This is a genomic window from Streptomyces shenzhenensis (genome assembly GCF_021462265.1).
GTDB lineage: Bacteria > Actinomycetota > Actinomycetes > Streptomycetales > Streptomycetaceae > Streptomyces > Streptomyces shenzhenensis.
This window is the reverse complement of the sequence record NZ_JAJONF010000079.1, coordinates 1-24853: the sequence shown is the minus strand read 5'-3', so window position 1 is coordinate 24853 and position 24853 is coordinate 1. Positions and strand designations below refer to the sequence as shown.

Annotated in this window: 18 protein-coding genes; 5 read left to right on the top strand and 13 right to left on the bottom strand. The window is 73.0% G+C overall.

The window, feature by feature from the left end; translation table 11 throughout:
• The first annotated feature begins 361 nt into the window (after positions 1–361).
• On the top strand, positions 362–655 hold the full coding sequence (locus tag LQ326_RS44965) for a WXG100 family type VII secretion target (protein ID WP_062036124.1): 294 nt from the start codon (positions 362–364) through the stop codon (positions 653–655).
• Between the two features lie 77 nt (positions 656–732).
• Complete coding sequence (locus LQ326_RS44960; protein WP_434056967.1) at positions 733–5127, top strand: FtsK/SpoIIIE domain-containing protein; 4395 nt, start codon at positions 733–735, stop codon at positions 5125–5127.
• A gap of 81 nt (positions 5128–5208) precedes the next feature.
• On the opposite strand, the gene LQ326_RS44955 is transcribed toward LQ326_RS44960, so the two are convergent.
• Complete coding sequence (locus tag LQ326_RS44955) at positions 5209–5859, bottom strand: hypothetical protein (protein WP_234544921.1); 651 nt, start codon at positions 5857–5859, stop codon at positions 5209–5211.
• Between the two features lie 31 nt (positions 5860–5890).
• Entirely contained in the window at positions 5891–6211 is a 321-nt protein-coding gene (locus tag LQ326_RS44950) for a hypothetical protein (RefSeq protein ID WP_234544920.1), read from the bottom strand.
• Positions 6212–6324: 113 nt separating this feature from the next.
• Here LQ326_RS44950 and LQ326_RS44945 point away from each other — a divergent pair, with 113 nt between their 5' ends.
• The 3 genes from LQ326_RS44945 (at position 6325) to LQ326_RS44935 (ending at position 12731) form a co-directional block, all read left to right on the top strand.
• A complete protein-coding gene (locus tag LQ326_RS44945; RefSeq protein ID WP_234544919.1) occupies positions 6325–7008 on the top strand; it encodes a hypothetical protein in 684 nt (227 codons plus the stop codon).
• Between the two features lie 131 nt (positions 7009–7139).
• The gene (locus LQ326_RS48520) at positions 7140–9854 is read left to right on the top strand and encodes an ATP-binding protein (protein WP_234544918.1); all 2715 of its coding nucleotides are present in this window, start codon (positions 7140–7142) and stop codon (positions 9852–9854) included.
• 93 nt (positions 9855–9947) lie between these two features.
• The gene (locus LQ326_RS44935) at positions 9948–12731 is read left to right on the top strand and encodes an ATP-binding protein (protein WP_234544917.1); all 2784 of its coding nucleotides are present in this window, start codon (positions 9948–9950) and stop codon (positions 12729–12731) included.
• 16 nt (positions 12732–12747) lie between these two features.
• Here LQ326_RS44935 and LQ326_RS44930 read toward each other — a convergent pair whose 3' ends face one another.
• The 11 genes from LQ326_RS44930 to LQ326_RS44885 form a co-directional block, all read right to left on the bottom strand.
• Complete coding sequence (locus LQ326_RS44930; protein WP_234544915.1) at positions 12748–13299, bottom strand: sigma-70 family RNA polymerase sigma factor; 552 nt, start codon at positions 13297–13299, stop codon at positions 12748–12750.
• Positions 13300–13637: 338 nt separating this feature from the next.
• Entirely contained in the window at positions 13638–16460 is a 2823-nt protein-coding gene (locus LQ326_RS44925; protein ID WP_234544914.1) for an AfsR/SARP family transcriptional regulator, read from the bottom strand.
• A 168-nt stretch (positions 16461–16628) separates the two neighbouring features.
• Entirely contained in the window at positions 16629–17528 is a 900-nt protein-coding gene (locus LQ326_RS44920) for an alpha/beta fold hydrolase (RefSeq protein ID WP_234544913.1), read from the bottom strand.
• A 354-nt stretch (positions 17529–17882) separates the two neighbouring features.
• Positions 17883–18380: a cupin domain-containing protein gene (locus tag LQ326_RS44915; RefSeq protein WP_234544910.1), complete on the bottom strand. Its 498-nt coding sequence runs from the start codon at positions 18378–18380 to the stop codon at positions 17883–17885.
• The gene (locus LQ326_RS44910) at positions 18377–19393 is read right to left on the bottom strand and encodes an alpha/beta fold hydrolase (RefSeq protein ID WP_234544909.1); all 1017 of its coding nucleotides are present in this window, start codon (positions 19391–19393) and stop codon (positions 18377–18379) included. Before LQ326_RS44910 ends, LQ326_RS44915 begins: the two co-directional genes overlap by 4 nt.
• 71 nt (positions 19394–19464) lie before the next feature.
• Positions 19465–20295 carry an SDR family NAD(P)-dependent oxidoreductase gene (locus LQ326_RS44905; RefSeq protein WP_234544908.1) on the bottom strand — a complete coding sequence of 277 codons (831 nt, stop codon included), beginning with the start codon at positions 20293–20295 and terminating at the stop codon, positions 19465–19467.
• Complete coding sequence (locus LQ326_RS44900; RefSeq protein WP_234544907.1) at positions 20292–21101, bottom strand: alpha/beta hydrolase; 810 nt, start codon at positions 21099–21101, stop codon at positions 20292–20294. Before LQ326_RS44900 ends, LQ326_RS44905 begins: the two co-directional genes overlap by 4 nt.
• Positions 21102–21208: 107 nt before the next feature.
• The gene (locus LQ326_RS48125) at positions 21209–21334 is read right to left on the bottom strand and encodes a hypothetical protein (RefSeq protein WP_268208370.1); all 126 of its coding nucleotides are present in this window, start codon (positions 21332–21334) and stop codon (positions 21209–21211) included.
• A 275-nt stretch (positions 21335–21609) separates the two neighbouring features.
• Positions 21610–22029, bottom strand: coding sequence for a PIN domain nuclease (locus tag LQ326_RS44895; RefSeq protein ID WP_234544905.1), 420 nt, complete (start codon positions 22027–22029; stop codon positions 21610–21612).
• Positions 22029–22283: a type II toxin-antitoxin system VapB family antitoxin gene (locus LQ326_RS44890; protein ID WP_234544903.1), complete on the bottom strand. Its 255-nt coding sequence runs from the start codon at positions 22281–22283 to the stop codon at positions 22029–22031. The genes LQ326_RS44895 and LQ326_RS44890 overlap by 1 nt, the downstream gene beginning before the upstream one ends.
• A 500-nt stretch (positions 22284–22783) precedes the next feature.
• On the bottom strand, positions 22784–24127 hold the full coding sequence (locus LQ326_RS44885) for an endonuclease domain-containing protein (protein ID WP_234544902.1): 1344 nt from the start codon (positions 24125–24127) through the stop codon (positions 22784–22786).
• Between the last annotated feature and the right edge of the window lie 726 nt (positions 24128–24853).

Genomic DNA, 24853 nt, shown 5'->3' with positions numbered 1-24853 from the left:
CCGGTGGTTCCTGCGTCGTCTCCGGTGGATTCGCGGCCCGTGAGTCCAGTCGTTCCTCCGCCGTCTCCCGCGGAGCCGCGGCCCGTGAGTCCAGTCGTTCCTCCGCCGTCTCCGGTGGATTCGCGGCCCGTGAGTCCAGTCGTTCCTCCGCCGTCTCCCGCGGAGCCGCGGCCCGTGAGTCCGGTCCCGGTGAACCCCGTCGACGTGCCGCTGCCGCCGTCGCCGACCGTCCCGGACGGTGGGTCCGCGGTGCGGCCCGTCGTCCCCCCGGCCGACGGCGAAGCCGGCTAGGCCGCACGCGCTTCCAGTTCTCCATCCCTGAACGGATGGACGCCACCAACCACCAGCGAGGAGTACTTCCATGCCCAACTACAGCGTCAACTCCGACACCACCTCGTCGACGTCGCAGGCTCTGCTGAACGACTTCTCCCAGCTCCAGGACAAGCTGAACGAGGTCCGGGGCAAGATCACCAACCTGCTCGCCGACGGTTACAGCACCCCGGCCGCCCAGCAGAAGTTCTCGCCGTTCTTCGACGAGTTCGCCAAGGGCTTCGAGCAGGTCAACCAGGGCCTGCAGGGCATCGGCCAGTACGTGAAGACCGTCGGTGAGGCCTTCGACCAGACCGACAACCAGCTCGGCTCCGCCCTGTCCTGACCCGTCCGGCCCGGTCCGCCGCCCCGGCGTGCGGGGCCGCACCCACCACTAGTCGAGAAGGACGATGAGCAGTGCGACTGACCGTCAGCGTTCGTGACTCACGGGCCGAGGGGGTGTCCACCACCGTCTCCGTGCAGACCGAACCCACCGCCACCGCGGGGAGGTTCGCGGCCGAGCTGGCACGCGCCGTCGGGTACGCGGGGGCCGACGGCACCGCGCCGCCGGAGCCGGCCCTGTACCTCGGCTCGACGCTCGTCGACCCGCGCGGCACTCTGCAGGTGGCGGGTGTCCGGGACGGTATGGACCTGGGGCTCGGCGCTCCCGTTCCCGGGCAGGCCGAGCCCGAGGGCCGCACCGAGGTCCGGATCGTCTCCGGGCCGGGCGCCGGCACCAGCTACCGCCTGGTCCCCGGCGACTACGTCATCGGCACCGCCCCGGGCTGCCGTATCCGCCTGGCCGAGGGCGCCCCGGCGCTCGCGGCCCGGGTACGTGTGCACCTCGACGGCCGCGCCGAACTGTTCGAGACCGGGGACGCGCTGCTCGACGGCAAGCCCGCGCGCCATCCGGCGCCATGGCGCGAGGGCAGCCAGCTCGCCGTCGGCGACATCCTGCTGGAGCTCGCCTCCAGGCGTACGGCGCGCGCTCCGCTGGTCGCGGCGGAGGACGGGCTCGGTCTGGAGTTCAACCGGCCGCCGAGGTTCCTGCCGCCCGCGGCGGGTGCGAGGTTCCGGCTGCCCACGCCTCCCGTCAAGCCGGACAAGCGGCCCGTCCCGCTGCTGCCGATCCTGCTGCTGCCGGCCGGCAGCGCCGCGGTCGCCATCCTCGTCACCCACCGGTGGTCGTTCGTCTTCATCGCCCTGCTCTCGCCGATCGCCGCCCTGGTCACCCAGTTCGGCGGGCGCAAGCAGGCGATGCTGAAGTACCTGGAGAAGAAGGCGGAGTACGACCGGGCGGCGGCCACCGTCCGTGCGGACGTCGACGCCGCCGTCCTGGACGAACAGCACAACCTCCGTCTCTCCCTGCCCGATCCGGCCGCACTGCTGCAGCTGGCCGCCCAGCCGTCGGAAAGGCTGTGGGAACGCCGCTGGCAGGACCCCGACTTCCTGTCCGTGCGCGCCGGCACCGCCGATCTGCCGTCGTCGGTCGGCGTCGACGACCCGGAACAGGACGAGCACCGCCGCAACACCGTGCCCTGGCTGAACCAGGTCCCGGTGGCACTGCCCCTGCGCCGGGTCGGTGTCGCGGGCGTCGCCGGACCGGGCGCGTCCCGGCTGGCGGGATGGCTGACCGCTCAGGCCGCCGCCCTGCACAGCCCCACGGACCTGCGCATCGTCGTCCTCGCCGGACCGGCCGGCGAACGCGACTGGTCCTGGACCCGCTGGCTGCCGCACAGCCAGGCGCAGGGCGAGGACGCCTACGCCCTGATCGGCAGCACCGCGGACTCGCTGGCCCGCCGGATCGGCGAAATCGGCCAGATCGTCGCCGCCCGCGGCGCGGCCGGCCCCGACATCACGCGGGGCGGCGCGGGCGGCTACCCCGACATCCTCGTCGTCCTGGCGGAGGCACGCCGGGCCCGCTCCCTGCCCGGCGTGATCGCCCTGCTGCGCGACGGCCCGGCGGTGGGCGTCTACACGGTCTGCATCGACCGGGAGGAGCGGCTGCTGCCCGAGGAGTGCGGCGCCGTCGTCGTCACCGAGGCCGGCGGCGGCACCGTCAAGGTCCGTACCGGTTCCGCCGCCGCACTGGAGAACGTCCGCGGCGACTTCCCGGAGCCCGCCTGGTACGAGGACTTCGCACGGGCGCTCGCCCCGTTGCGAGGTGTCGGCGACAACGACGAGAGCGCGCTGCCCGGATCCGTACGGCTGCTGGACCTGCTGGGGATCGAGCCGCCCACCGCACAGGCGCTGGCGGCGGGCTGGTCCCTGGGCGGCCGCTCCACGAAGGCGGTGCTCGGCGTCGGCTACGACGGTGAGTTCGCCGTCGACCTGGTACGGGACGGTCCGCACGCCCTCATCGCCGGCACCACCGGGTCCGGCAAGTCCGAGCTGCTGCAGACCCTCGTCGCCACCCTCGCCGTGGTCAACCGGCCCGACGAGATGACGTTCGTCCTCGTCGACTACAAGGGCGGCAGCGCCTTCGCCGAGTGCGCCGACCTGCCGCACACCGTCGGCCTGGTCACCGACCTCGACACCCGGCTCGTGGAGCGGGCGCTGGTCTCCCTCGGCGCCGAACTGCGCCGCCGTGAGACGCAGCTGGCCCAGGCGGGCGCCAAGGACATCGAGGACTACCTCGACAAGCGCGCACGGGGCGGCAACGTCCTGCCGCCACTGCCGCGGCTGCTGCTCGTCATCGACGAGTTCGCCTCCATGGTGCGCGAACTGCCCGACTTCATCACCGGCCTGGTGAACATCGCGCAGCGCGGCCGGTCCCTGGGCATCCACCTCGTGCTGGCCACCCAGCGGCCGGGCGGCGCGGTCACCCCGGACATCCGGGCCAACACCAACCTGCGGATCGCCCTGCGCACCACCGACACCGGCGAGAGCCGCGACATCATCGACGCTCCCGACTCCGGTGACATCTCCCCGGCCAACCCCGGCCGCGCCTATGCCCGGCTGGGTCCGTCGGCGCTCCTGCCGTTCCAGTCGGGACGCGTCGGCGGCCGCCGGCCCGGCGGCCTGCCCACCGCGGGGACGGAGGTGACCGTCAGCGCGACGGCGGTGTCCTGGAACGACCTCGGAGGCCCGCTGCCGAACCCGCGCGCACGCGCCGGTTCCCCGGCCGCGCGGACCGAGGCCGTCACCGACCTCGCCGTGCTCGTCACGGCCGTCGCCGAGGCCGCCACGCTCGCCGGGGTGCCGCGCCGGCCCAGTCCGTGGCTGCCGCCCCTGCCCGCGGTGCTGCCGTGGACCGCGGCACCCGCGCCGAAGCCCGCCGCCGAACGCGCGGCAGCGCTGCCGCCGGTCGCGTACGGCATGGTGGACCTGCCCGCCCAGCAGAGCCGGGCGCCGCTGACGTTCGACCTCGACCGGACGGGCCATCTGCACATCATCGGCTCGCCCCGCAGCGGACGGTCCCAGACGCTGCGCACCCTGGCCGCGGCGATCGGCCAGGCCCACGGGGCCGACGACGTGCACCTGTACGGCATCGACTGCGGCAACGGCGCGCTCAACGTGCTCACCGGACTGCCGCACTGCGGTGCCGTCGTCGACCGCACCCAGATCGAGCGGCTGGGCCGGCTCCTGGACCGCCTCGGTGCCGAACTCACCGCACGCCAGGCCGTCCTGGGCTCGCGCGGCACCGCCGACCTGGCCGAACTGCGCCGCGCCCGGCCCGCGCCCGAGCGCCTCGCGCACATCGTGCTCCTGGTCGACCGGTTCGAGGTCTTCGAGCGAGAGTTCACCTCCTACGACAACGGCAGCTACCTGGAGCGCATGCTGCGGCTGCTGCGCGACGGTGCGGGCGTGGGCATCCACGTCGTGGCGGCCGGTGACCGGGTGCTCGGCGGCAGCCGCTTCTCCGGCACCACCGAGGACAAGATCGTCCTCAGGCTCAACGACCGCCAGGACTACTCCGGCGTCGGAATCCCCACCAAGTCGGCGCCGTCCGACCCCGCGCCCGGCCGGGGCATCCGCCCTCAGGACCTCAGCGAGGCGCAGATCGCGGTGCTCGGCGAGGACCTCGCGGGCACCGCGCAGGCCGAGGTCCTGGCCGCGCTGGGCCGGCGGCTGACCGAGCGCGAGGCCGCGGTCCCGGCCGCCCGCCGCGCGCTCCGGCTGGACGTCCTGCCCGACCGGATCGGCTACGCCGACGCCCTCGCCCTGCACACCGCGGGGGGACCGATGCGCCCGCTGGTCGCCGTCGGCGGGGACACCCTCACCTCGCTCGGCCCCGACCTCACGGACGTGCCGACCTTCGTGATCGCCGGGCCGCCGCGCACCGGCCGCAGCTCCGCCCTGCTCACGGCGGCACAGTCGCTGCTGGCGGCCGGCACGGGCCTGATCGTGCTGGCGCCGCGCCGCTCACCCCTGCGCGATCTGCGGGGACGGCCGGGTGTGGTCGGCGTCGTCACCGACGCGGAGGTGCCGGTGGGCGACTTCCGGCAGGCGCTCAACAACGTCTCGCAGGAATACGGCGTGATCGTCGTCGACGACGCCGAACTCTTCATGGGCGCCGAGATCGACCCCGACCTCGCGCTGCTCGCCCGCGGCGGCGCGGGTACCGGCTGGGGCGTGCTCGCGGCCGGCAACGCCGAGTCGCTGTCGCTGAGCCTGGCCGGATGGATGGGCCAGGTCAAGCGCAACCGCACCGGCATGCTCCTGTCCCCGCAGGGACTGAGCGACGGCGAGGTCATCGGCGTGAAGCTGAGCCGCGGTGTCGTCGGCCGGGCCCCGCAGCCCGGACGCGGCCTGCTGCACCTGGGCGACGGGACGGTGCGCACCGTGCAGGTGCCGTACCCGGAGCCGGACCGGTAGCGGGCGGGGCGCGTCCCCACCGCGGGGCGGCCGTCCGTACGACGGCCGCCCCGCGGTGACCTCCGAGGCCCTTCCGGGCATTCAGCCGGAGGGGCTCTCGCCGGTGCCGCTCGCTCCCGCGGGGACCTGGACGCCGTCGTCGGTGACGAACCGGAAGGTGCTCGTGATGGCGTCGAAGAGGTCGTACACCTCGTCCTTCAACGGCAGATTGGGGCTGGCGAGGGAGACGCAGAGGTAGTCCCGGGCGGTGCCGGGCACCGGCATCATCGTGTGCATCGTCAGCAGCTTGACGGAGACGTCCGCGGTCACCCGGGTCACCTCGGTGCCGGTCACGCGCGCCGCCGGGCCGACATGGGGCACCTCCACCGAGGTGATCACACGGTCCTTCGGCGCCGCGCCGGTACCGGAGGAGACACCCAGCTGCGCGGACAGCACGGGCAGCGTCAGCTCCTGGCCCTCGGGTGTGGTGACGGCGAAGACCATGCCGTACGCCATGAAGAGTCCCTCCGGGTACATGGCCGCCGTGCCCGAGGCCAGCAGCGCTCCGTAGCGGCGTGCCGCGCGGGTCACCTCACGCCCCTGCCGGAACATGTCGTTGATCTCGGCCTGCTGCCGCGGGTCGTCGGTGGAGGCGAGCGCCTGTGCGCGGACCCGCGCCATCTCCTCGCCGCTCAGATCGACCTGGTCCCACCCGTCGGGGATCTCCAGCAGGAACCGCCGTGCCGTGTTCATCGGTCACCCTTCGCCGTGTCCGCCGGGGAGGTCAGTCGCCCCGGCCGTCGTCGAGACTCGCCGCCGAGCGCCGGTCCGCCTCGGCAAAGGCGTCGGAGATCTGGGTGATGGCGTCGATGATGCCGCTCACCTGCTTCTGCAGCTGGTGCTTGCCGTCGTTCCACCGGTCCTCGAAGTTCTGTGCGGCGCCGCGGGACAGCTCGCGTCCGAAGGCGGCGTCGAAGTCGAACGTGGTGTGCCCGATGTCGATGTTGTCGTGCACGAGGCGCATGCGCTGCGCGCCGTCCTTGAGTGCGTCATCGGGGATGTGGACGTCCGTCACTGCCGGCTCCCGGTCCTGTGCGCTGGCCATCGGTCTCTGCGAGGGACACGAGAGCGGCGGGCCGGATCGTTCAACCGGGCCGGGTACGGGCTGATCCGGGCACGTCGTTGAACCCTCGGCGGCCGCTGTGCCGTGTCTCTCGCATGACCTCGTTTCTCAGCGGCCTGCTGTCCTCCGGCGCCGCCAAGCGCCGTGCCACCGTCGCCGCCGCCCTCGCGGTGTGCGGTGTGGCGAGCCTGACCGCCTGCGGCAAGACGATCCAGATCGGCGACAGCAAGGATCCGTCCACCCCGGCCGCCGCCCCGGCCACGTCCTCGGTGGCCCCCACGACGGCCGCGCCCGGCCAGGGCGGCGCCGGCAACTCGGCACTGCAGGTGGTGGACTCCACGGCACAGGACGCGGGCCTGAACGGTACCGGCGGCACGGTGGTCGGCGCGGCGGTGCAGGAGGCTCCGCCCAAGTGGGTGCAGTTGTCGGCGGTGACCGCGCCGCAGCTGCCGGTGGCCCACCTGATCAACGTCAACCAGGCCGCGCTCTACCGTTTCGACGGCGACACCGCCGGCCCATCCCGGTCGAACTGCAACGACACCTGCGCCGTGAAGTGGCCGCCGGTGACCGTCGAGGAGGGCGGCAACGTCTACCTGGCGGGGGTGAACCCGAAGGAGGTCGGGGCCGTCCGCCGGCAGGACGGCCAGGTCCAGGTCACGGTGGGGGGCTGGCCCGTCTACCGCTTCTCCGGCGACGCCGGCGCCGGCGACCTGAACGGGCAGGGCGTCGACGGCAAGTGGTTCGCCGTCGGCCCCACGGGGCAGAAGGCGGTGCGCTGACGCCTCGCCGTCCCGGGGGCGCGAGGCGGGAGTCCGTCACATCCTGGTCTCCCGCTCTGGACGTCGGGCCCGGCGCAGTACCCTGAGCTTCCAGACAGACCGAGTCCGGGGACCCGGCTGATGGGGGGAACGTGGAGCTCATCGGTCGGGATGATCAGCTGGCGCTGCTGCGCCGGCTGCTGGCCGAGCCGCGGGGCCACGGGAGCACGGTGCTGGTCCGCGGCGCCCCCGGCATCGGGAAGACGGCGTTGCTCGCCGAGACCGCCGCCCTCGCCGAGCAGCTCGGCCACCGGGTCCTGCGCACCAGCGGTGCCGAGGCCGAGAGCGACATCCCCTATGCCGGTCTGCAACTCGTCCTGCGCCCGCTGGCCGCGGAGGCCGCCCAGCTCGCCGTCCCGCACCGGCAGGCGCTGGACACCGCTCTCGGGCACGCCGAGGCCGGTGTCCCCGACGTCTTCCTGGTCGGCCTGGCGGTGCTCAACCTCCTGGCCGACGCGGCCGCGGTCGCGCCGGTGCTGCTCCTGGTCGACGACGTGCAATGGCTCGACGACGCCACCGCCAGTGTCCTGGCCTTCGTGGCCCGCCGGGTCGGTACGGAGCCGGTGGTCGTCGTCGGGGCCGCACGCGAGGGCTACCGGTCGCGTCTGAACTCCGACGAACTCACCTCCGTGACCCTCGGCCCGCTCACGGACGGCCAGGCCGCGGAACTCCTGGCGGACCGCGCCCCGGACCTGCGGCCGACCGCGCACCGCCGGCTGCTGGCCGCCGCCGCCGGGAACCCCCTGGCCCTGACCGAACTCTCCCGCACACTCGGCGCGTCGGCCGATCCGCACATGTCCCGGCTGCCGCTCACCGAGCGGCTCGAACGGGCCTTCACCGACCGCCTGGAGACCCTGCCCGACATCACCCGCGGTCTGCTGCGGATCGCGGCCCTCGACGACAGCTCGTCGCTCCCCGAGATCTACCGCGCGACCCGGCTGTTCACCGGCGCCACCGCCGGACCCGCGGAACTCGATCCGGCCGTGCGCGCCCAACTCGTCGAGGTCGTCGGCGGCGACCTGCGGTTCGGGCATCCGCTGATGCGGTCGGCGATCCACCAGACCATGCCCACCGGCGTCCGGCACGCCGCACACGCCGCGCTCGCCGCCGTGCTCTGGGAACACCCGGACCGGCAACTGCGGCACCGGGCCGCCGCGGCCGACGCCCCGGAGGAGACGGTCGCCGCCGCGCTGGAGGACGCCGCTCACCGGGCCGCCCGCCGGGGCGGCATCGCGGCGGCCGTCACGGCCCTCGAACAGGCCGCCGCGCTCAGCGAGGACACCGACCGCCGAGCGGAGCGGCTGCTGCGCGCCGCCGACTTCGCTGTCGAGCTCGGCCGCCCCGAGACCGTGACCCGGCTGTTGGACCAGGCGCTCACCGGGCCGCTGTCGCGACGCCAGCACGCCACGGTCGTCTGGCTCCGCGGCAGCTTCGACGAGGGACTGCACAGCCATTCGTCAGGCGCCAACTCCCTGACGGCCCTCGCCGAGGAGCTGGCCGCGGAGGACCGCGCGCTGGCGCTGCGGATCCTGTGGAGCGCCGCGCAGCTGTGCTTCTGGTCCGACCCGGGCCCGCGGGGCCGCTCCACGGTCCTGCGGGCCGTGGAGCGGATGGAGCTCGACGAACTCGATCCGTGGCGGCTGGCCATCTGCGCCTACGCCGCCCCGGTCGACCGTGGCACCTTCGTCCTGGAGCGTGCCCGGCACGTCGCCCTGCAGGAGGGCGACGACGGCCGCGCCTACCGCATGCTCAGCACCGCCGCGCTCCTCGTCGGCGGCTTCGACCTGGCGCGGGCGTTCTCGGCGGCCGGCGGTGCGCCGCTGCGTGCCCAGGGACGCCTGGGGCTGCTGGCCCGGACGGTCGGCGCGGACGCGTGGAGCGCTCTCGTGGTCGGCGACCTCGGCGCGGCGATCGCCGCGACCGAGGAGTCACGAAGGCTGGCGCGCGAGACCAGCCAGACGATGATGTACGCGCTGATGACCGCCACCGCGGCCAAGCTGGCCGCACTGCGCGGTGAGGTGGATACCGCCCTGGCGCTGGCCGAGGAGGCGGAGGAGATCGGCCTGCCGGCCGGGGCACGTCCGGTGCTGGCCACCGCGTCGATGGCACGCGGGCTGGCCGCGCTCGGCGCCGGCCGGTACGAGGAGGCCTTCGGCCAGCTCCGCCGGCTGCACGATCCGGCGGACCCCGCGTTCCAGGTCGCCCTGCGGCTGACGGCCGTGGGTGACCTCGTCGACGCGGCGACGCACTGCGGGCGACTGGCGGCGGTACTCCCGGTCGTGACGGAACTGGAGGAGGTCGCGACGGTGACCTCCGCGCCGGTGCTGCACGCCGAACTGCGTCTGGTCCGGGCGCTGCTGGCCGCCGACGAGGACGCCGACCCGCTCTTCGCGGACGCCCTGAACGCCGACCTCGGCGCCTGGCCGCTGATCAGGGCCCGTACCCACCTGGCCTACGGCGAATGGCTCCGGCGCCGGCGGCGCAGTGTCGAGTCCCGCGACCACCTCCGTGCCGCCCGCGACATGTTCGACGCGCTCGGCGCGATCCCCTGGGGGGAGCGGGCCCGCCGGGAACTGCGCGCCGCGGGCGAGACCAGCCGCCGCCGCGCCCCGGACGCCAGGGACCAGCTGACCGCCCACGAACTGCAGATCGTGCGGCTCGCCGCCGAGGGTCTGACCAACCGCGAGATAGGCCAGCGGCTCTACCTCTCGCACCGTACCGTCAGCTCGCACCTCCACCGGATCTTCCCCAAGCTGGGCGTGGCCTCGCGTACCGAGCTGCGGACGGTGGTCAGCGCACTGCGCTGACCGGCACACCACCGTCACATGACGCTCGCTTCCACCGGCCCGGCGTTCCTAACGTTCCCCGTGTCAGGACATCGACAAGGGGGGAGCGGTCCCATGATGTGGAACGGCGTCCAGCAGACATCCGGGCCGCCTATGGTCGGCCGCCACGCCGAACGCGAAGCCATCGCACGACTGCTCGACGCGGTGCGCGACGGCCTCAGCGGAGTCCTCGTCCTGACCGGCGAAGCGGGGATCGGCAAGACCCGGCTGCTGGAGTACGCCGCGGCCCGCGCCGACGAACTGCGCGTGGTCCGGCTGACCGCGGTCGAGCCCGAGACCGGCCTCGGCTTCGGCGCGCTGCACCGGCTGCTGCGGCCGTTCCTGAACCGGACGGGCCGGCTGCCCGGACCGCAGCGGGCCGCGCTGGACGCGGCCCTCGGACTGGTGGCGGGGCCGCCCGCGGACCGCTATCTGGTCGGCCTCGCGACCCTGACGCTGCTGTCCGAGGCCGCCGCCGACCAGCCGCTGCTGTTCCTGCTGGACGACGCGCAGTGGCTGGACCGGGAGTCGGCCGAGGCGCTCGCGTTCACCGCCCGCCGGCTGCACGCCGACTCCCTGGGCCTGATCGTCGCCGTCCGCGACGGGCTCGGCGACAACGGCCTGTTCGACGCGCTGAACGTGCACGCGGTGACCGGTCTGCCGGAGTCGGAGGCCAGGGTCCTGCTCTCCTACGGCGCCGGGAGGGTGGACACCACGGTGGCCGACCGGATCGTCGCCGGCACCGGCGGCAATCCGCTCGCGCTGCTGGAGCTGGCCGAGGCCCTGGCCGCCGAGCAGCTGTCCGGCATCGCCCCGCTGCCCGATCCGCTGCCGGTGAGCCGGCTCCTGGAGAGCCGCTTCCGGTGCCTGGTCCAGGCCCTGCCGCCGGAGACCCGAACCCTGTTGCTGCTGCTGGCGGCGGCGCCCTCGGACGACACGGGGATGATGTGGCGGGCCGCGGGCCGGCTGGGCCTGTCCGCCCGCGCCGTCCAGCCGGCCGTCGCCGCGGGCATCCTCGGCCGGGGCACGCCGACGGCCTTCCGGCACCCCCTGATCCGCTCGACGGTCTACGCCGGAGCCGAACCCGGCGAGCGCCGCCGGGTGCACGCGGCACTGGCCGCCGTCTGCGACGCCGTGCGGGACGCCGACCGTCGCGCCTGGCACCGGGCCGAGGCCGCCGAGGGCACGGACGACGGCGTCGCCGACGACCTGGAAGCCGCCTCCGAGCGGGCCCGCCTGCGCGGCGGCTACTCCCAGCAGGCCCTGTTCCTGTCGCGGGCCGCCGATTTCACCGGCGCCCCGGAGAAACGGGCCGAGCGGCTGCTCGACGCGGCCCAGGCCCATCTGATGTCCGGCGACGCGCCGGCGGCAGGAACCGCGCTGGACCTGGCCGCCGCCGGCATCCGCGGCCCGGCGATGCGCACGCGCGAACTGCGGATGCGGGCGACCGTGCTGATGTTCCAGGTGGTCGTCGCCGACGTCCCGGCGATGCTGATGGACGCCGTGACCGGGCTCGGTACCCAGGACCCGCGGCTGACCTGGGAGCTGCTCCGGGAGGCGCTGCACGCCGCGCTGGTCGCCCACGACACGGTGCGGGGCACGTCGCTGACCGAGGTCGCGGCGGCCGCCGTCGTCGCGCGGCACGACCAGGACCCCGCCGTACGAGGCCGCGACCTGCTGATGGAGGGGCTGGCCCGCCGCGTGGCCATGGGCTACGAGCACAGCGCGCCCGTGCTGCGTACCGCCATGGACCTGCTGGCGGGCGGTGGCGGGATCGGGAACGCGAACAGTCCGTTCGCGGTGATGGTGGCCATGGCCTGCGACGATCTGTGGGACGTCGAGGCCAGGCGCCGGGTCGCCGACCGGCTGGCAGCGGCGGACCGCGCCGGCGGCGCGCTGTACGCGCTCAGCATGTCGCTGCTCGTCCAGGCGCACTACGAACTCTGGGACGGACGCCTCGGACAGGCGGAGGTCCGCTACGCCGAGTTCGACGACATCGTGGCCGCCACCGGCTTCCCCGGCGGCGGAGACCTCAACCGGATCCGGCTGTTCGCCCTGACCGGCCGGGAGGCCGAACTACGGGCCGCGGTGCTGCGGATCACGGAGATGCGGAGCATGGGCCACGGCCTGCTCCGGTTGCTGGCGCAGCACGCGCTGGCCCTGTTCGAGCTGGGGCGGGGCCGTTACGGGCAGGCGATGGCGCACGCGCTGGAGGTTTTCGAGGCGGACCCCCCGGCCTGCGGCAACCTCGTTCTGCCGCTGCTCGTCGAGGCCGGGGTGCGCACCGGTGACCGCGACGGCGCGGCCGCGGCCCTGGCCCGGCTGGAGGAGCGCGCCCCGCTCGCCGGTACGCCCTGGGCCCTGGGCACCCTGGCCCTCGGCCGGGCGCTGACGGCGGACGGCGACGACGCCGAGAAGTTCTACGAGGAGTCCGTCGAACTGCTCGGGCAGGGGCCGCTGGCTTTGGAACAGGCCCGCTCGCGGCTGCTGTTCGGCGAGTGGCTGCGCCGCCGCAAGCGGCGTTCCGACGCCAGGAAGCAGCTGCGCGCCGCCTACGAGAGCTTCGACGCCTTCGGCGCGGTGCTGTACGCCGAGCGGGCCCGGACCGAGCTGCTGGCCACCGGCGAGACGGCCCGCAGGCGGACCGAGGACACCAGGTTCGATCTCACGCCGCGGGAACGGCAGGTGGCCTCCATGGCCGCCTCGGGGCTGACCAACGGGGAGATCGCGACGCGGTTGTTCGTCACCGCCTCGACCGTCGAGTTCCATCTGAACAAGGTGTTCCGCAAGCTCGGCATCACCTCCCGGAAGCAGATCCCCCGCGCGATCGGCGAACCGGGCCCGGTGACCGGCGAGTGACTCCGCCGCGACCGGTTCAGGCGGCCGCCGCCGGCCCGGCCGCGACGCGTGCGCCGACGCGGTTGCGGAGCTGGCGCAGTGCGTAGTGCTGCCGGGATTTGACGGTGCCCGGGGGGATGCCCAGCAGCCGGGCGGTCTCCTGCACGGTTCTGTCGTGCAGGTAGATGTGCACGAGGACCTGCTGGTGCTCCGGTGAGAGGTGCCGCAGCAGGGCTTTGGTGTCGACCGCGGCCGCCACGGTGTCGGCGTGGTCGTTCTGCGGTGCGCCGGGATGGTCCGTGCCCGGGGACTCGTGGCGGGAGTAGGCGCTGCGTACCCGGTCGATGGCGAGGTTGCGGGCCACGGTGAGCAGCCAGCCGCGCATCGAGCCCTCGGTGGCGCACAGCCGTTCGCTGTGATGCCACGCGCGTATCAGCGTCTCCTGCACGATGTCCTCCGCCAGGTGGCGGTCTCCCAGTATGCGTTCGACGTAGGCGAGGAGCGGCTTCGCGTGGTCGGCCGCCAGGGTCCGCGGGAGGTGTTCGCAACGTGCGGTCAGCGGCTCGCTCGGTACGACTGCGCAGGTCATGTCGTTCTCATTCAGGCTGGGTCGGGCCCGTCGGCGCTGCTCGCACGAGCGGGTCCGGCCGGGTCAGGGCAGGGCGGGGTGCGGGATCGCCGAAGGACGGGCAAGGCGGGACGCCGGCCGAGCCGGGTGTGCGGCCGGCGGCCGGCGGGCACGACGCGTTTCGTGCCTGCTTCGGTGAAGTTCCTGTCGGAAGCAGCGTGTTCGGGGATCGTAGGCAGGCGCGGAAACCCGAAATCTGACGAGATTCTGACGGCGCGGGCATGCCACCGTCCGCCGTCTCCGGACCCCTGGTCCTGACCCGCCACCGCGCGATACACGGTTCCGGGCCGCTCCGGGGTTCAGCCGGTGCCGAGAAGTCTCGCGCGGACGCCCTCGGCGTCGGGGTGACCGATGTCCTCAAGGATGTCCAGCGCCTGCCGCAGCGTCGCCGCCGCGCTGTCCGCGCGATCCGCGGCGAGGTGCGTGTCCGCGATGTGGACCAGGGTGTCCGCCGCCAGATAGGAGTCCCGGAGCCGCCGGTACATGCCGAGTGCGCGGCGGAGACTGGCGAGAGCGTGGTCGTGGTGGCCCAGGTGCCGGTGGGCGACCCCCAGGCTGTCCCACGCCGCGGCCTCGCCGTTGCGGTCGCCGGTCTCCCGGTGGATCGCGAGGGAGCGGCCGCACTCCTCGACCGCCTTGGCGTACTCGCCGAGCAGCAGGTAGGTCCACCCCACCTCGTTGTGCACGCTCGCCTCGCCGTTGAGATGTCCGGCCGCCCGGTACAGGTCGGCGGCGAGACGGTAGTGCTCCAGGGCCTCGGCATGGCGGCCGTGCTGGTTGGCGACGAAGGCCCGGTAGCGATGGACACGCGCCTGGCCGGGCATGTCACCGAGTTCCCTGAACAACCGCAGGGCGCGCTCAAGGTGCTCGTCGGCGCCTTCCCACTGCCCGAGCCGGCTCAGGGCGAAGCCCAGGGCGCGGTGCGCGTGCGCCTGCCCCCGCAGGTCGCCTTCCCGCTGCGCCGCGGTGATGGCCGTGCTCTGCACCGTCCGCTGCTGTTGCCAGCGCCCGTTGCGGTCCAGGTACATCTCCAGGACGGAGGCCAGCTGCCAGGTGAAGGCGTCGTGACCGTGCCGGCTGTGCTGCGCGGCGGCCGCCAGCAGCACCGGCCGTTCCCGCTCGAACCAGTCGGCGGCGGCGCGCTGGTCGGAGAACCGCTCGGGCAGGGTGTGCGCGGCCGGGCGGCGCAGGGTGATCCGTTCGCGGTGGGGCGCGAGGACGGCTTCCGCGGCGTGGGCGCTGTGCAGGTAGTGGTCGAGGACGCGCGTGGTGGCCGCCGCCACGTCGTGCGCGGTCTCCGTTTCGACGGCCAGCTCCGCCGCGTAGGCCCGGAGCAGACTGTGCGAGGCGAAGCGGCCGGGCTCGTTCTCGAAGAGCAGATGGGCCCGGACCAGCTCCGCGAGACGGGACCGGACCTCCCTGGTGCTGGTGGCCGCCAGGCTTGCCGCGGCGGCGACGGAGCAGTGCGGGCCGGGATGCAGGGCGAGCAGCCGGAACAGCTCGGCGGCTTGGGGCGTCAGTGCCTGGTAGGACCAGGAGAAGACGCAGCGTGCGTCGGCGAGCGGAGGCTCGCCGGCGAAGGCGTCGAGGCTGCCGTGGCTGGTGCGCAGTTCGTCCGCGATGGCGGCCAGCGGGCAGCCGGGGTTGAGCGCGGCTCGCGCGCTGACGATGGCCAGCGCCAGCGGAAGCCGCCCGCACAGGGCGACGATCTCGGCTGCCGCGGCAGCCTCCCGGGTGACCCTCGCGCTGCCGAGCCGACGGGTGAGCAGCGCGAGGGCCTCGTCCTCGTCGAGCGGACTCAGGGTGACCGAATGCGCGCCCTCGACGGCCATGAGTCCCTGCAGCTGGTGGCGGCTGGTGACGATGGCGAGACAGCCGGGCGGGGCGGGAAGCAGGGGCCGCACCTGCTCGGAGTCGCGGGCGTTGTCCAGGACGACCAGGACCCGGCGGCCGGCCAGGAGGCTGCGGTACAGCGCGGTCTGGGCCCGCAGCTCCGCCGGGATGCGGCTGACGGCCGTGCCGAAGGCGTCGAGCAGCGCACGCATCGCCTCGGGGCCGCTCATGGCGGGCCCGGTCAGGTGGAAGCCCCGAAGGTCCACGTAGAGCTGTCCGTCGGGGAAGCGGTCGGCGAGCCGGTTCGCCCAGTGCACGGCCAGGGTGGTCTTGCCGACCCCGGCCATACCGCTGATGACGACGGCCTGGGCGGGGTCTCCGGGATCGGGCACCAGCGCGTCCAGGAGGCCGAGTTCGCTGCTGCGGCCGGTGAAGGCGCCCAGGTCCCGTGGCAGTTGCGTGGGACTCGGGGCACCGGAGGCCGGCGCCGGGGCAGCAGCGGGCGCCGCGGGGACCTGCGCCGGGGGCTGCCGGGGCTGGTTCAGCGCGGTGAGTTGTGCCTCCCGCAGCTCCGGACCGGGATCGAGGCCGAGCTCGTCGGCGAGCCGCGCCCGTACCACTCGGTAGGTCTCCAGAGCCTCGCCCTGGCGCCCCGCGGCGGCGAGCACCTCGATGAGCCGGGCCTGCAGACCTTCGTCGAGCGGGTGATGGGCGGCGGCCTGGCGGAGGGTGACCAGGACGTGCTCGGTGAGGACGGCACCCGCGGTGGGCACGTAACCGGCGGCCTCCTTGACGGCGGCGACATGCTCGTCGTCGACGGCGGTGAAGACCGGCAGCGCCCGGACCTCGGGCGGAATGCCGGAGCCCGCCGGGCCCCGCCACAGGTCCAGTGCTTCGACCAGCAACTCCACGGCCTTCGCCCGGTCGCCCTGCCGCGCCGAATGGCGCGCGTCCTGGCGCAGCGCTCTGAAACGCAGCAGGTCCAGTTCGTGCGGTGCCACGTCGATGCGATAGCCACCGGAGTCGCGGACCAGACGGCGTGAGGCGGTGCCGGAGAGCAGGCCGGGTTCGAGCAGCCGGCGCAGCGCCGCGACGTGGCGGTGGATCACGTTCACCGCGGTGGCCGGTGGATTCTCCTGCCACAGTGCGTCCACGACCCCGTGCAGGGGGACGGGCTGGCCCGCGTGCGCCAGGAGCAGCGCCAGCAGAGCCCGCTGTTTGGGCGGGCCCAGCTTCACGTCGGTGGTGCCCTGCCAGACCCGGACGGGCCCAAGTATCTGAAAACGCATGGCCGGCCGATTCTACGGGGCTTCGGACGCCGGGCACGGATCCGGCGCTTCGGGTACAGGGTTGTGCGTGAAGGGAGGAGGGCGGTGCGCGCAGCGGGAGCACCGGCCGTCGTCCGCGTCCGGCGGTCGTCCGCGTCCGGCGGTCGTCCGCGTCCGGCCGCCGGACGGTCATTCCGCCATGGTCGCGAAGAAGTCCAGGTAGCGGCGTCCGAGCTCGGCGGGTGCCTCCAACGGGATGTTGTGCCCCGCCCGCTCGATCACCACGGGTGTGACGTCCACCGCGACCTGAGCCATCTGCTCCCCGGGCTCCTCGGCCAGGTAGGCGCGCCCCCCGACGGCCAGCACCGGGCATGTGAGCGGGACGGCGAACTGCGGCCGGTTCTGGCCGGCGTCGGTGTCGGTCGCCCGGTACAGCTCGAACACCGCGTGGTTGCCGCCCGGTGCTTCCAGCCCCCGGGTGTATTCGTCCTCGTCGGCGTCCGTGTACGCACTCGGGTCCCACATGATCCGCCGCATGAAGTACGTCCAGAAGGCCCGCTCCCGGCCGGTGATCAGCAGTTCGGGGTAGTGCGGCAGGCCGAACAGCGAGCGATGCCAGCCGGTGCGGGGATCCTCGGCGGGGAGCGGCCCGAGGTCGGGCACCGGGAGGCCGGGAAGTCTCGTCTCCTGGAAGACGAGCTGGGTGACCTTCGGGCGGTGGAACGCCGCGACGGCGTAGGCGACGGCCGCACCCCAGTCCTCGCCCACCACCCGGTACCGGTCGTGTCCCAGCGCCGTCATGAGCGCGTCGATGTCGGCGGCCAGGGTCCGCGTGTCGTATCCGGTCGTCGGGCGTCCGGAGCCGCCGAATCCCCGCAGATCCACCGCGACCACCGTGTAGTGGGGCGTGAGCAGCGGGATGACGTGGCGCCAGAAGAACATGGTCTTCGGCACGCCGTGGATCAGGACGACCGGCTCGCCACTGCCGCCCGTCGCACAGTGCAGGTCGACCCCGTTGACCCGTGGCCGGCCGTGGGTGAGCGGGACGCCGCTGTGGTCCGTCATCCTCAGTGCTCCGGATTCCGTCATCGCCGCCTCCTCGTAACCGGTTCCCGCCGGCGCCGAGGGCGCCGATCGGTCGTATTCCACACCGGCCGATGTCGCCCTCGCACTGGGGTGGCACCCCGGTTCGAGGGCACGCCACCCGGCACTCCGCCACCGCCCGAGTGGGGGCTCACCCCGGGTGCCCGCCGGCGGCGCGGGCGGCCACTTGGCCCGGAGGGCAGGCAGCGCCGCGTTGACCTCCTCGGCGTGCGTCCGGAGCAGCCCGTGCGGGGCGCCCGCGATCCCGGCGTACTCGGCCGGGGGACGCAGCGCGTGGAGCGGGCCGGGCCGGCCTCGCCCTGGTCGGGAACGAACGCGGCGATGTCCGACCGGTCTGGCTCACCCGGACCGCGGTGGTCCGGTGACGCGCAGGTGGAAGGGCTCGGCGGAGGCCACGACCGCCGCGAGATCGAACTCCGGCGGCAGGTCCCCGGCCTCGGCCACCGGGGTGCCGTTCGCCCTGAAGTACTCCTCGATGCAGGCCGGGCTGAACAGCACCGCTATGCGTGCCCCCGCGGGCGAGCGCACCACATAGCTGTGCGGAACCCCGCGCGGCCCGTACGCGACCTGCCCGGGCCCCAGGTCGTGGCGCTGGTCGCCGACGAAGAACGTCACCTCGCCGTCGAGGACGAACCAGACCTCGTCCTCGTCCTCGTGGACGTGGTGCGGGGGCGCGTGACCGGCCGGGTCGGCGAACTCCATCAGACTGAGCCGGTAGTCGGTCGCGGTACCGGGAAGCAGGATCCTGGCCTGGCCGCCGAGGAACCAGAAGGGTTCGCGCTCGGGCGCCGGGCCGAAGGTCGGGAAGAACCCGGTCAGGTGCGCTCCTGACGTCATCGGCGGCCGCCCAGGAAGCGCAGCAGCATGCCGGTCGTCTCTTCCGGGTGTTCCTCGTAGATCCAGTGGCCGGAGTCGGGGACGACAGCCGGGGTGACGTCGGTGGCGTAGAGGCGCACCTGCTTCGCGACCGACGAACCGAGGCTGCCGGAGGCGCCGATCGCGAGCACCGGCATGGTCAGGGGCGTCTTCTGGAACCGCGCGTTGTCGGCGATGTCCTGCGGGAACGTCCGGAACCACGCGAAGCTCGCCTCCAGGTGCGCGTAGTCGCGCAGGTAGGAGGCGAAGACCGCGAGGTCGTCGGGGGGCAGGGCGTCCTTGCGCACGGCGATGCTCCGCATGAAGCCCGACGTCCAGGTCAGCTCGCGGCCCCGGATCAGGCTTTCGGGCAGGCCCGTCTGCAGGGAGAAGAAGCCGAAGTTCCACACCCCGGGTCCCTTGGCCGTCAGCGCGGGGAACTTGTAGATGCCCGGGTCCGGGATCGGGGCCTCGCTGAGCACGAGTTTCCTGACGCTGCGCGGGTACTGCGCCGCGTAGGAGTAGGCGACCATCGTGCCGATGTCATGGCCGACGACGTTCACGTTCTGGTCCTTGCCGAGCGACACCAGGAGCGCGTGCAGATCGGCGGCCATGGTCTTCTTGTCGTAGCCGGACGCCGGGGCGTCGCTGCGGCCGGCGCCGGGCAGGTCCGGCGCGATGACGGTGTAGTGCTTGGCGAGCGCCGGCATGATGCCGTGCCACTCGTACCAGGTCTGGGGGTAGCCGTGGATCAGGACCAGGGTCGGGCCGTGGCCGCCGATCACGTAGTTGATGCCGGTCCCGGCGACCCGGGTCTTGTGCTCGCTGAAGCCGGCGGGCATCCGCTCGCCGGCCGGCGCTGCCGGCTTGGCGGAGGCCGAGGCCGTGAGGGTGGTCGAGCCGAGACCGACGGCCAGGGCGAAGACCGCGGCCACCAGACGGCGGGATCCGGGCAGGCGGAGTCTGGGTCGGGAACCGGGCAGGCGGAAGCTCACTGGTCTCTCCAGGGGACGCGAAGGGGAGCGAGGCGCGGCGGGCTCGGTGCCCGCCGTGCCGTGACGGCGGGTCAGAGGGATTCGACCAGGCCGCCGTCGATGACGAAGTCGGCGCCGGTGATGTTCACCGCCCGCGGACCGGCGAGGTAGACCACGAGGTCGGCCACCTCCGACGGCCGGGTGAAGCGGCCGGTCACCGACTGGTCCGCCGCACCACGGGCCACCTCCCGGGGATCGACGCCCCGGGACTGGCCGACCGTGGCGGCGACCCCGCCGGCGCCCTGCCACAGCGCCGTCTCCACCGGGCCGGGCCCGATGGTGTTCACCCGCACACCACGTGGCCCCACCTCCTTGGACAGGGCCTTGCAGAAGTTGGTCAGCGCGGCTTTCGCCGCGCCGTAGTCGATGACCAGCGGGTCCGGCAGCCGGGCGTTGACCGAGGAGACGGTGACGATACGTCCCGCGCCGGTGGCGAGCAGGTGCGGCAGCGCGGCCCGGGTGGTGCGGACGGCGGCCATGAGGTTGACCGTGAACGTCCACTCCCAGTCCTCGTCCGTCACGCCCAGGAAGCCGTCGACCCGCGGCCGCACCGCACCGACGTTGTTCACCAGGACGTCGACACCGCCATGGAGCGCCACGGCCTCGGCGACCAGCGCGGCCGGACCGTCGGGCGTCGCGAGGTCGACCTCCACGACGGTGAGTTCGGCCCCCTGCTTCACGTGCTGGTCGAGGGCGTCGGTGCGCCCCCTCGAACCCGCGACGACGCGGGCACCGGCCGCGAGGAAGGCCTCGACGACGGCCAGCCCGATGCCACGCCCGGCGCCGGTGACCACGACGGTCCGCCCGGCCAGGCCCGCGTCGGCCTCGGATGTTCCGGTGGTCCGGGACGCACGTGAGGTCATCGCCCGGTCTCCGGACTCTGCCGGCGCAGCCAGGTGAGAACGGTGTCCGCGACCTCGCGCCAGCCGCCGTCGATCGTCAGGGAGTGCCCGCGGTCGGGGAAGTTGATGATGTCTGTGACCGCCTCGGAGTGCCGGTACTGCTTGAGGGTGGCCCGGGTGACGACCTCGGGCACCGTGTGGTCCTTGCCGCCGGAGACGAGCAGCAGCGGGCCGCGTCCGCTGTTCTCGGTGTCGACCTTCGCCGGCGAGTGCGGGTTGAAGTTGGCGGAGGCGGCCTCGTACAGCGGCTTGCCCGGCGCGGGGATGGTCCAGCGCTCGTACAGGGCGGCCGACTCCTCCTCGGAGACGGCGTTGCCGAACGCGAACCGGAACTGCTCCGCGGTCAGGGAGACCGAACGGCGCCTGTTGGCCGGGTTCTTGAAGACCGGGAGCGTCGCCTTCAGCGCGGACAGCGGCAGCGGCAGCACGCCCTTGATCTGTGCGGCGTCGATCGCGACCGCCGCGGCGGCGCGGTCCTGGCCGAGCAGCTTCTGCGCGATCATCCCGCCGAACGAGTGACCGATCACGATGGGCCGCACCGGCAGGGCCTCGATCAGGGCCGCGTAGTGCTCGACGACGTCGTCGATACCGTGGCCGGCGATGCTCTCGGGGTTCTGGCGCGCGTCCTCGACGGTGTCGGGGTCGCCGGGCCACCCCGGCGCGGACGGGTCGTAGCCCTCGTCACGGAACAGCTCGATCCACGGCTGCCAGGAGGTGCTGTGCAGCCAGAGTCCGTGGATGAAGACCACGGGAAGGGGGACGGTCATGGCAGGGCCTCTCTTGTCGGTGTCGTGACCCGGCATGCGCACACGAAACCGGGAACCCCGGTGCTCTCGCACCGGGGAGGCACCCCAGTGGTTCAGGGCCGGACCGTTCAGGGGTGGACACCGAACGGCCCGAGGACACCCGCGTCGATCCGCAGGGACTCCAGCAGCGTCCACGCGTTGTCCCGCGTGAAGACGTCGGCGCCGGCGAGAACTCCGGTGTACTTCGCGGCCACGGGAGCGGCGGCGGCGTCCGCGACCGCGTCGAGGAAGGTCTTGAAGATCGCCCACGAGTTCCCCTGGGCGCCTGAGCGGGGGCCGGCCTCGGTCGCGGCCTCGAGCGGCGGGAGCTATTCGGCCCGGCGGGCCTGGGCGCGGACCTGTTCCAGCTGCCGGGGGTGCTCGTTACGTACCTCGTAGGCGGCGTCGGGAGGGCGGAGCATCACTGTGCTGCCGCGATGGATGCACCCGCCCCGCGAGGGCGGCCGGAAGGCGGAAGACCCCGACCTGCTCAACGGTCGGCGCTGCCGGGCGGTACGACCCATTCGGCGGGTTGGCCGGTGAGGGAGGCGATCATGTCGAAGTCGCCGTCGTAGTGGAGGATTGTCCGCTGGTGCAGTTCTGCTGTGGCGGCGATCAGCAGGTCGGGGAGGGGCAGTGCGCGGTGGAAGCCCGCGTTGAGAGCGTGGCGCTGGACTTCCAGGGCGCGGACGAAGGTGTGGTCGTCGGCGTGGAGGTAGTCGAAGGCGTGGAGCCAGGTGCTGATCCGGGTCGCCTCGGAGCTGTCCCGTGCGGAGTGGATCATCTCGTACTCGGTGGGCTGGCACACGGCGAGGAGGTAGCGCTCATGCAGGGGCTTGAGTACCTCCTTGACGGCCGGCTTCGTCCAGCGGGCCAGGGCGGACTTGTCGATCAGGTAGCGGTCCTGCATCAGGCGGCCCGGTCTCCGTCGCGGTCGCCGTCGTGCTTGAGGGAGCCGTCTGCGTTGCGGGGTCCGGTGTTCTCGACGATCTCGCTGAAGTCGAGTTCCCCGGCTTCGATGGCGTCGAAGCCCTCCTGCCGAAGGTGTCTCTTGACGGCGTCCTCCATGGCGAGGCGGACGGCCTTGGCCTTGGTCTTGGTGCCGAAGATGCGCATGGCCTCGGTGACCATGTCTTCGTCGAGGTCGATGACGGTTCTGGCCATGCGGATGGTCCCTTCGCGAATGCTTCTGCCATGAAAACGATAGCATTGACTGGCAATAAACGATATCGTTTTGGTCGTAGGGTGGGGGCTCCGGCACCCGGTTGCGAGGTCGCGCTGTTGCTCCGTGCAGGAGGCGGACAACCGCCCTCATGGCATGCTCTGCCCGTGTCGGAGGTCTCGCCGGAGGTCATGGGGCGGGCGACGGGCGGCTGACTGGGCGGCCCTGCCGGTTGGGCAGCCGGTGGACAGACGCCTCTGGACGAATGGTCTTGCCCGCGAAGGACGGGAAAGTTCGTTCCGGGCGTTCAACGCGTCGTAGATGTGCGGCGCGCTCTCCTGCACGGCGGGGCCCGCGTACGGGGAGACGCTGGGCGACGAGACGTCGGGATCCATGGATCCGCTCGCAACGGTCCGATCAACTCATCGAAACGCCGCACGCCACGTCGACGAGTCGAAGTACCGGAAACGCCCTGTAGATCTTCGAGGGCTCCGGTGCCTGCTCAGAACAGTTCCAGGTCCTTGCCGCTGGTGTCCGCGATGATCGGCCGGGACTGGGCGGGGAGGTCGTCCAGGCGGTCGGGACCGGCCGCGGCGGCGACGGCGGGGGCTGTCTCGGCCAGCCATGCACGAAACCGGTCGGCGGCCTCGCGGTAGGGGAGTTGCGCCAGGACGCGGTGCTCGCCGGAGGGGCAGAAGTCGACGGTGACGGTGAGCAGGCAGGAACGGGGCGTGTTCTGGCTGCCTGTCCAGGACACGCGCAGGACACCGCAGGGTTTGCGTCCGCGGGGGGCTCGGTGGGTCGGGCGCAGCGACCGGCAGGCTGTGTGGGCGGTCCATGCGGCGAGGTGCGGCAGGGGCAGGGTGGTGCGTGCGCGGCAGCCGGGGCAGCGGTGCCAGTGGCGGAGCCAGTCGTCGGTATCGGTGTGGAAGAGGCGTGTGTAGCGGTTCGCCACACGGATGTCGTTGCTGTAGAGGTGGTCGGGGCGTTCCAGTGTGTTGCAGGACTGGCAGAGGGGGCCTCGGATGTAGCCGTGTTCGTGGCAGTGGTCGAGCACGGTGGCGGGCGCGGTGCGGCAGACGGCGCACGCCCACCCGGCCACCCTGCGGGAGGTGCCGGGCTTCCTGCTGAGTACCGAGTACAGCTGGCCTTCCAGCTCCTTGTTGTACGGGCGCCGTGAGGCGGTGGGGCCTTCGGGGCTCGTCGTCTGCCGACCGCCGGCGTCTCGGGCCTGCCGGGGGCGAGAGGCCGGGTCGGTGACGGCTGCGCTTGCCTGGCGGGTCCGCGCGGCCCGTACCCACTGCGTCTCGGCATGCTCGGCCGCGTCGAGCAGCCTGACCACAGCGCGCGGCAGCCACCACGTCCGATGCGTCCCGTCGCGGGTCTGCTCCACGAGCATCCGTCGCCAGTCGATCCCCGCCAGATGGTAGGGCCTGCCGTCTTCACGTCGTGCTGCCCGCTCGGGGCCGCCCAACTCGTGCAGCTCCCCTCTGATGCGCTGGCGCCAACGCAGTGGCGTGTCCTCGTTGCGCTCCTGCCTCGGCGCCCCACGAAACGGACCGATGCGGACCAGGTCCTGGCGATCCATCCGCACCGCGTTCAGTGCCGTGGCCGCCCGGCGCACCTCGACCTCCGGAACGCTCCACTGATCGCCGCTCACCCTCACCGTCGTCACTACATGGCCGCCCAGCAGGACGTATCCCACCCTGGCGCAGGCAGGAGAGCAGGTGAATGCCCCGTGAGCCGTTGGCGCAGCACTGCCGGCCGTCAGATCGACCCACAGAGCGTCCGCGGTGTCCAAGGTGATCAGGCCGTCCGTGTGACCGGGCATGACACGTTCTGACATACCGACAGGCTAACGGCCCGCAACGAGCCAGCGCGGCTCCGAGCGCCTCGGCCGGCGCGGAGGTACCGGCATCTCTGCCGACCGCAGTTGAGGTGGTTCGGCTGCTGACTCTCGACAACGCAGTGAGCAGGCCGGAAGCCCGGCGTGCGACACATGGCCCATGCGGTGCGCGAGCCACTACTCGAACGCGTACCTCTGTCCGGGGAGTTCGACGCTGGTGAGTCCTGGCGGCACTTCTCAACTACGGGATGGACAGACCCATGGCTCTGATCAGGACCCGTCACTCAACGGCGGATCGATGCCGAAAGCTACATGGCGTGTGACCGGATGGATACGTCAAGTGAGGATCCGTACGGGCTCACGGCTACCGCTCCTTCCCGGGACGGCTCGAATCGCGGCTGGACGGGCCGTGGTTCGGCCGCGACTAAACGGCAGACAGGCCCGTGCCCTGCGTTTCCGCAGGTCACGGGCCTGTCCTGTAGGGTGAGTGACGGGACTCGAACCTGTTTCGTATCACTATCGTGATCTGCGGCTTTGCTGTGCAGGTGGGGAAATCCGGGCATGCAGGTGACGGGTGATGACGCTGGATGACGCTGTGCGGCATCCGGTTTGGCCATGGCCAAACGCTCCTGTTGAGGACGCTGGGTACGCGTGATGCGCGGGGGTCGTGCCCTCGCGCGCTGCGCTCCTGCTAGTGGCCTGGTCGCGCGCATCGCCGTGACCGCC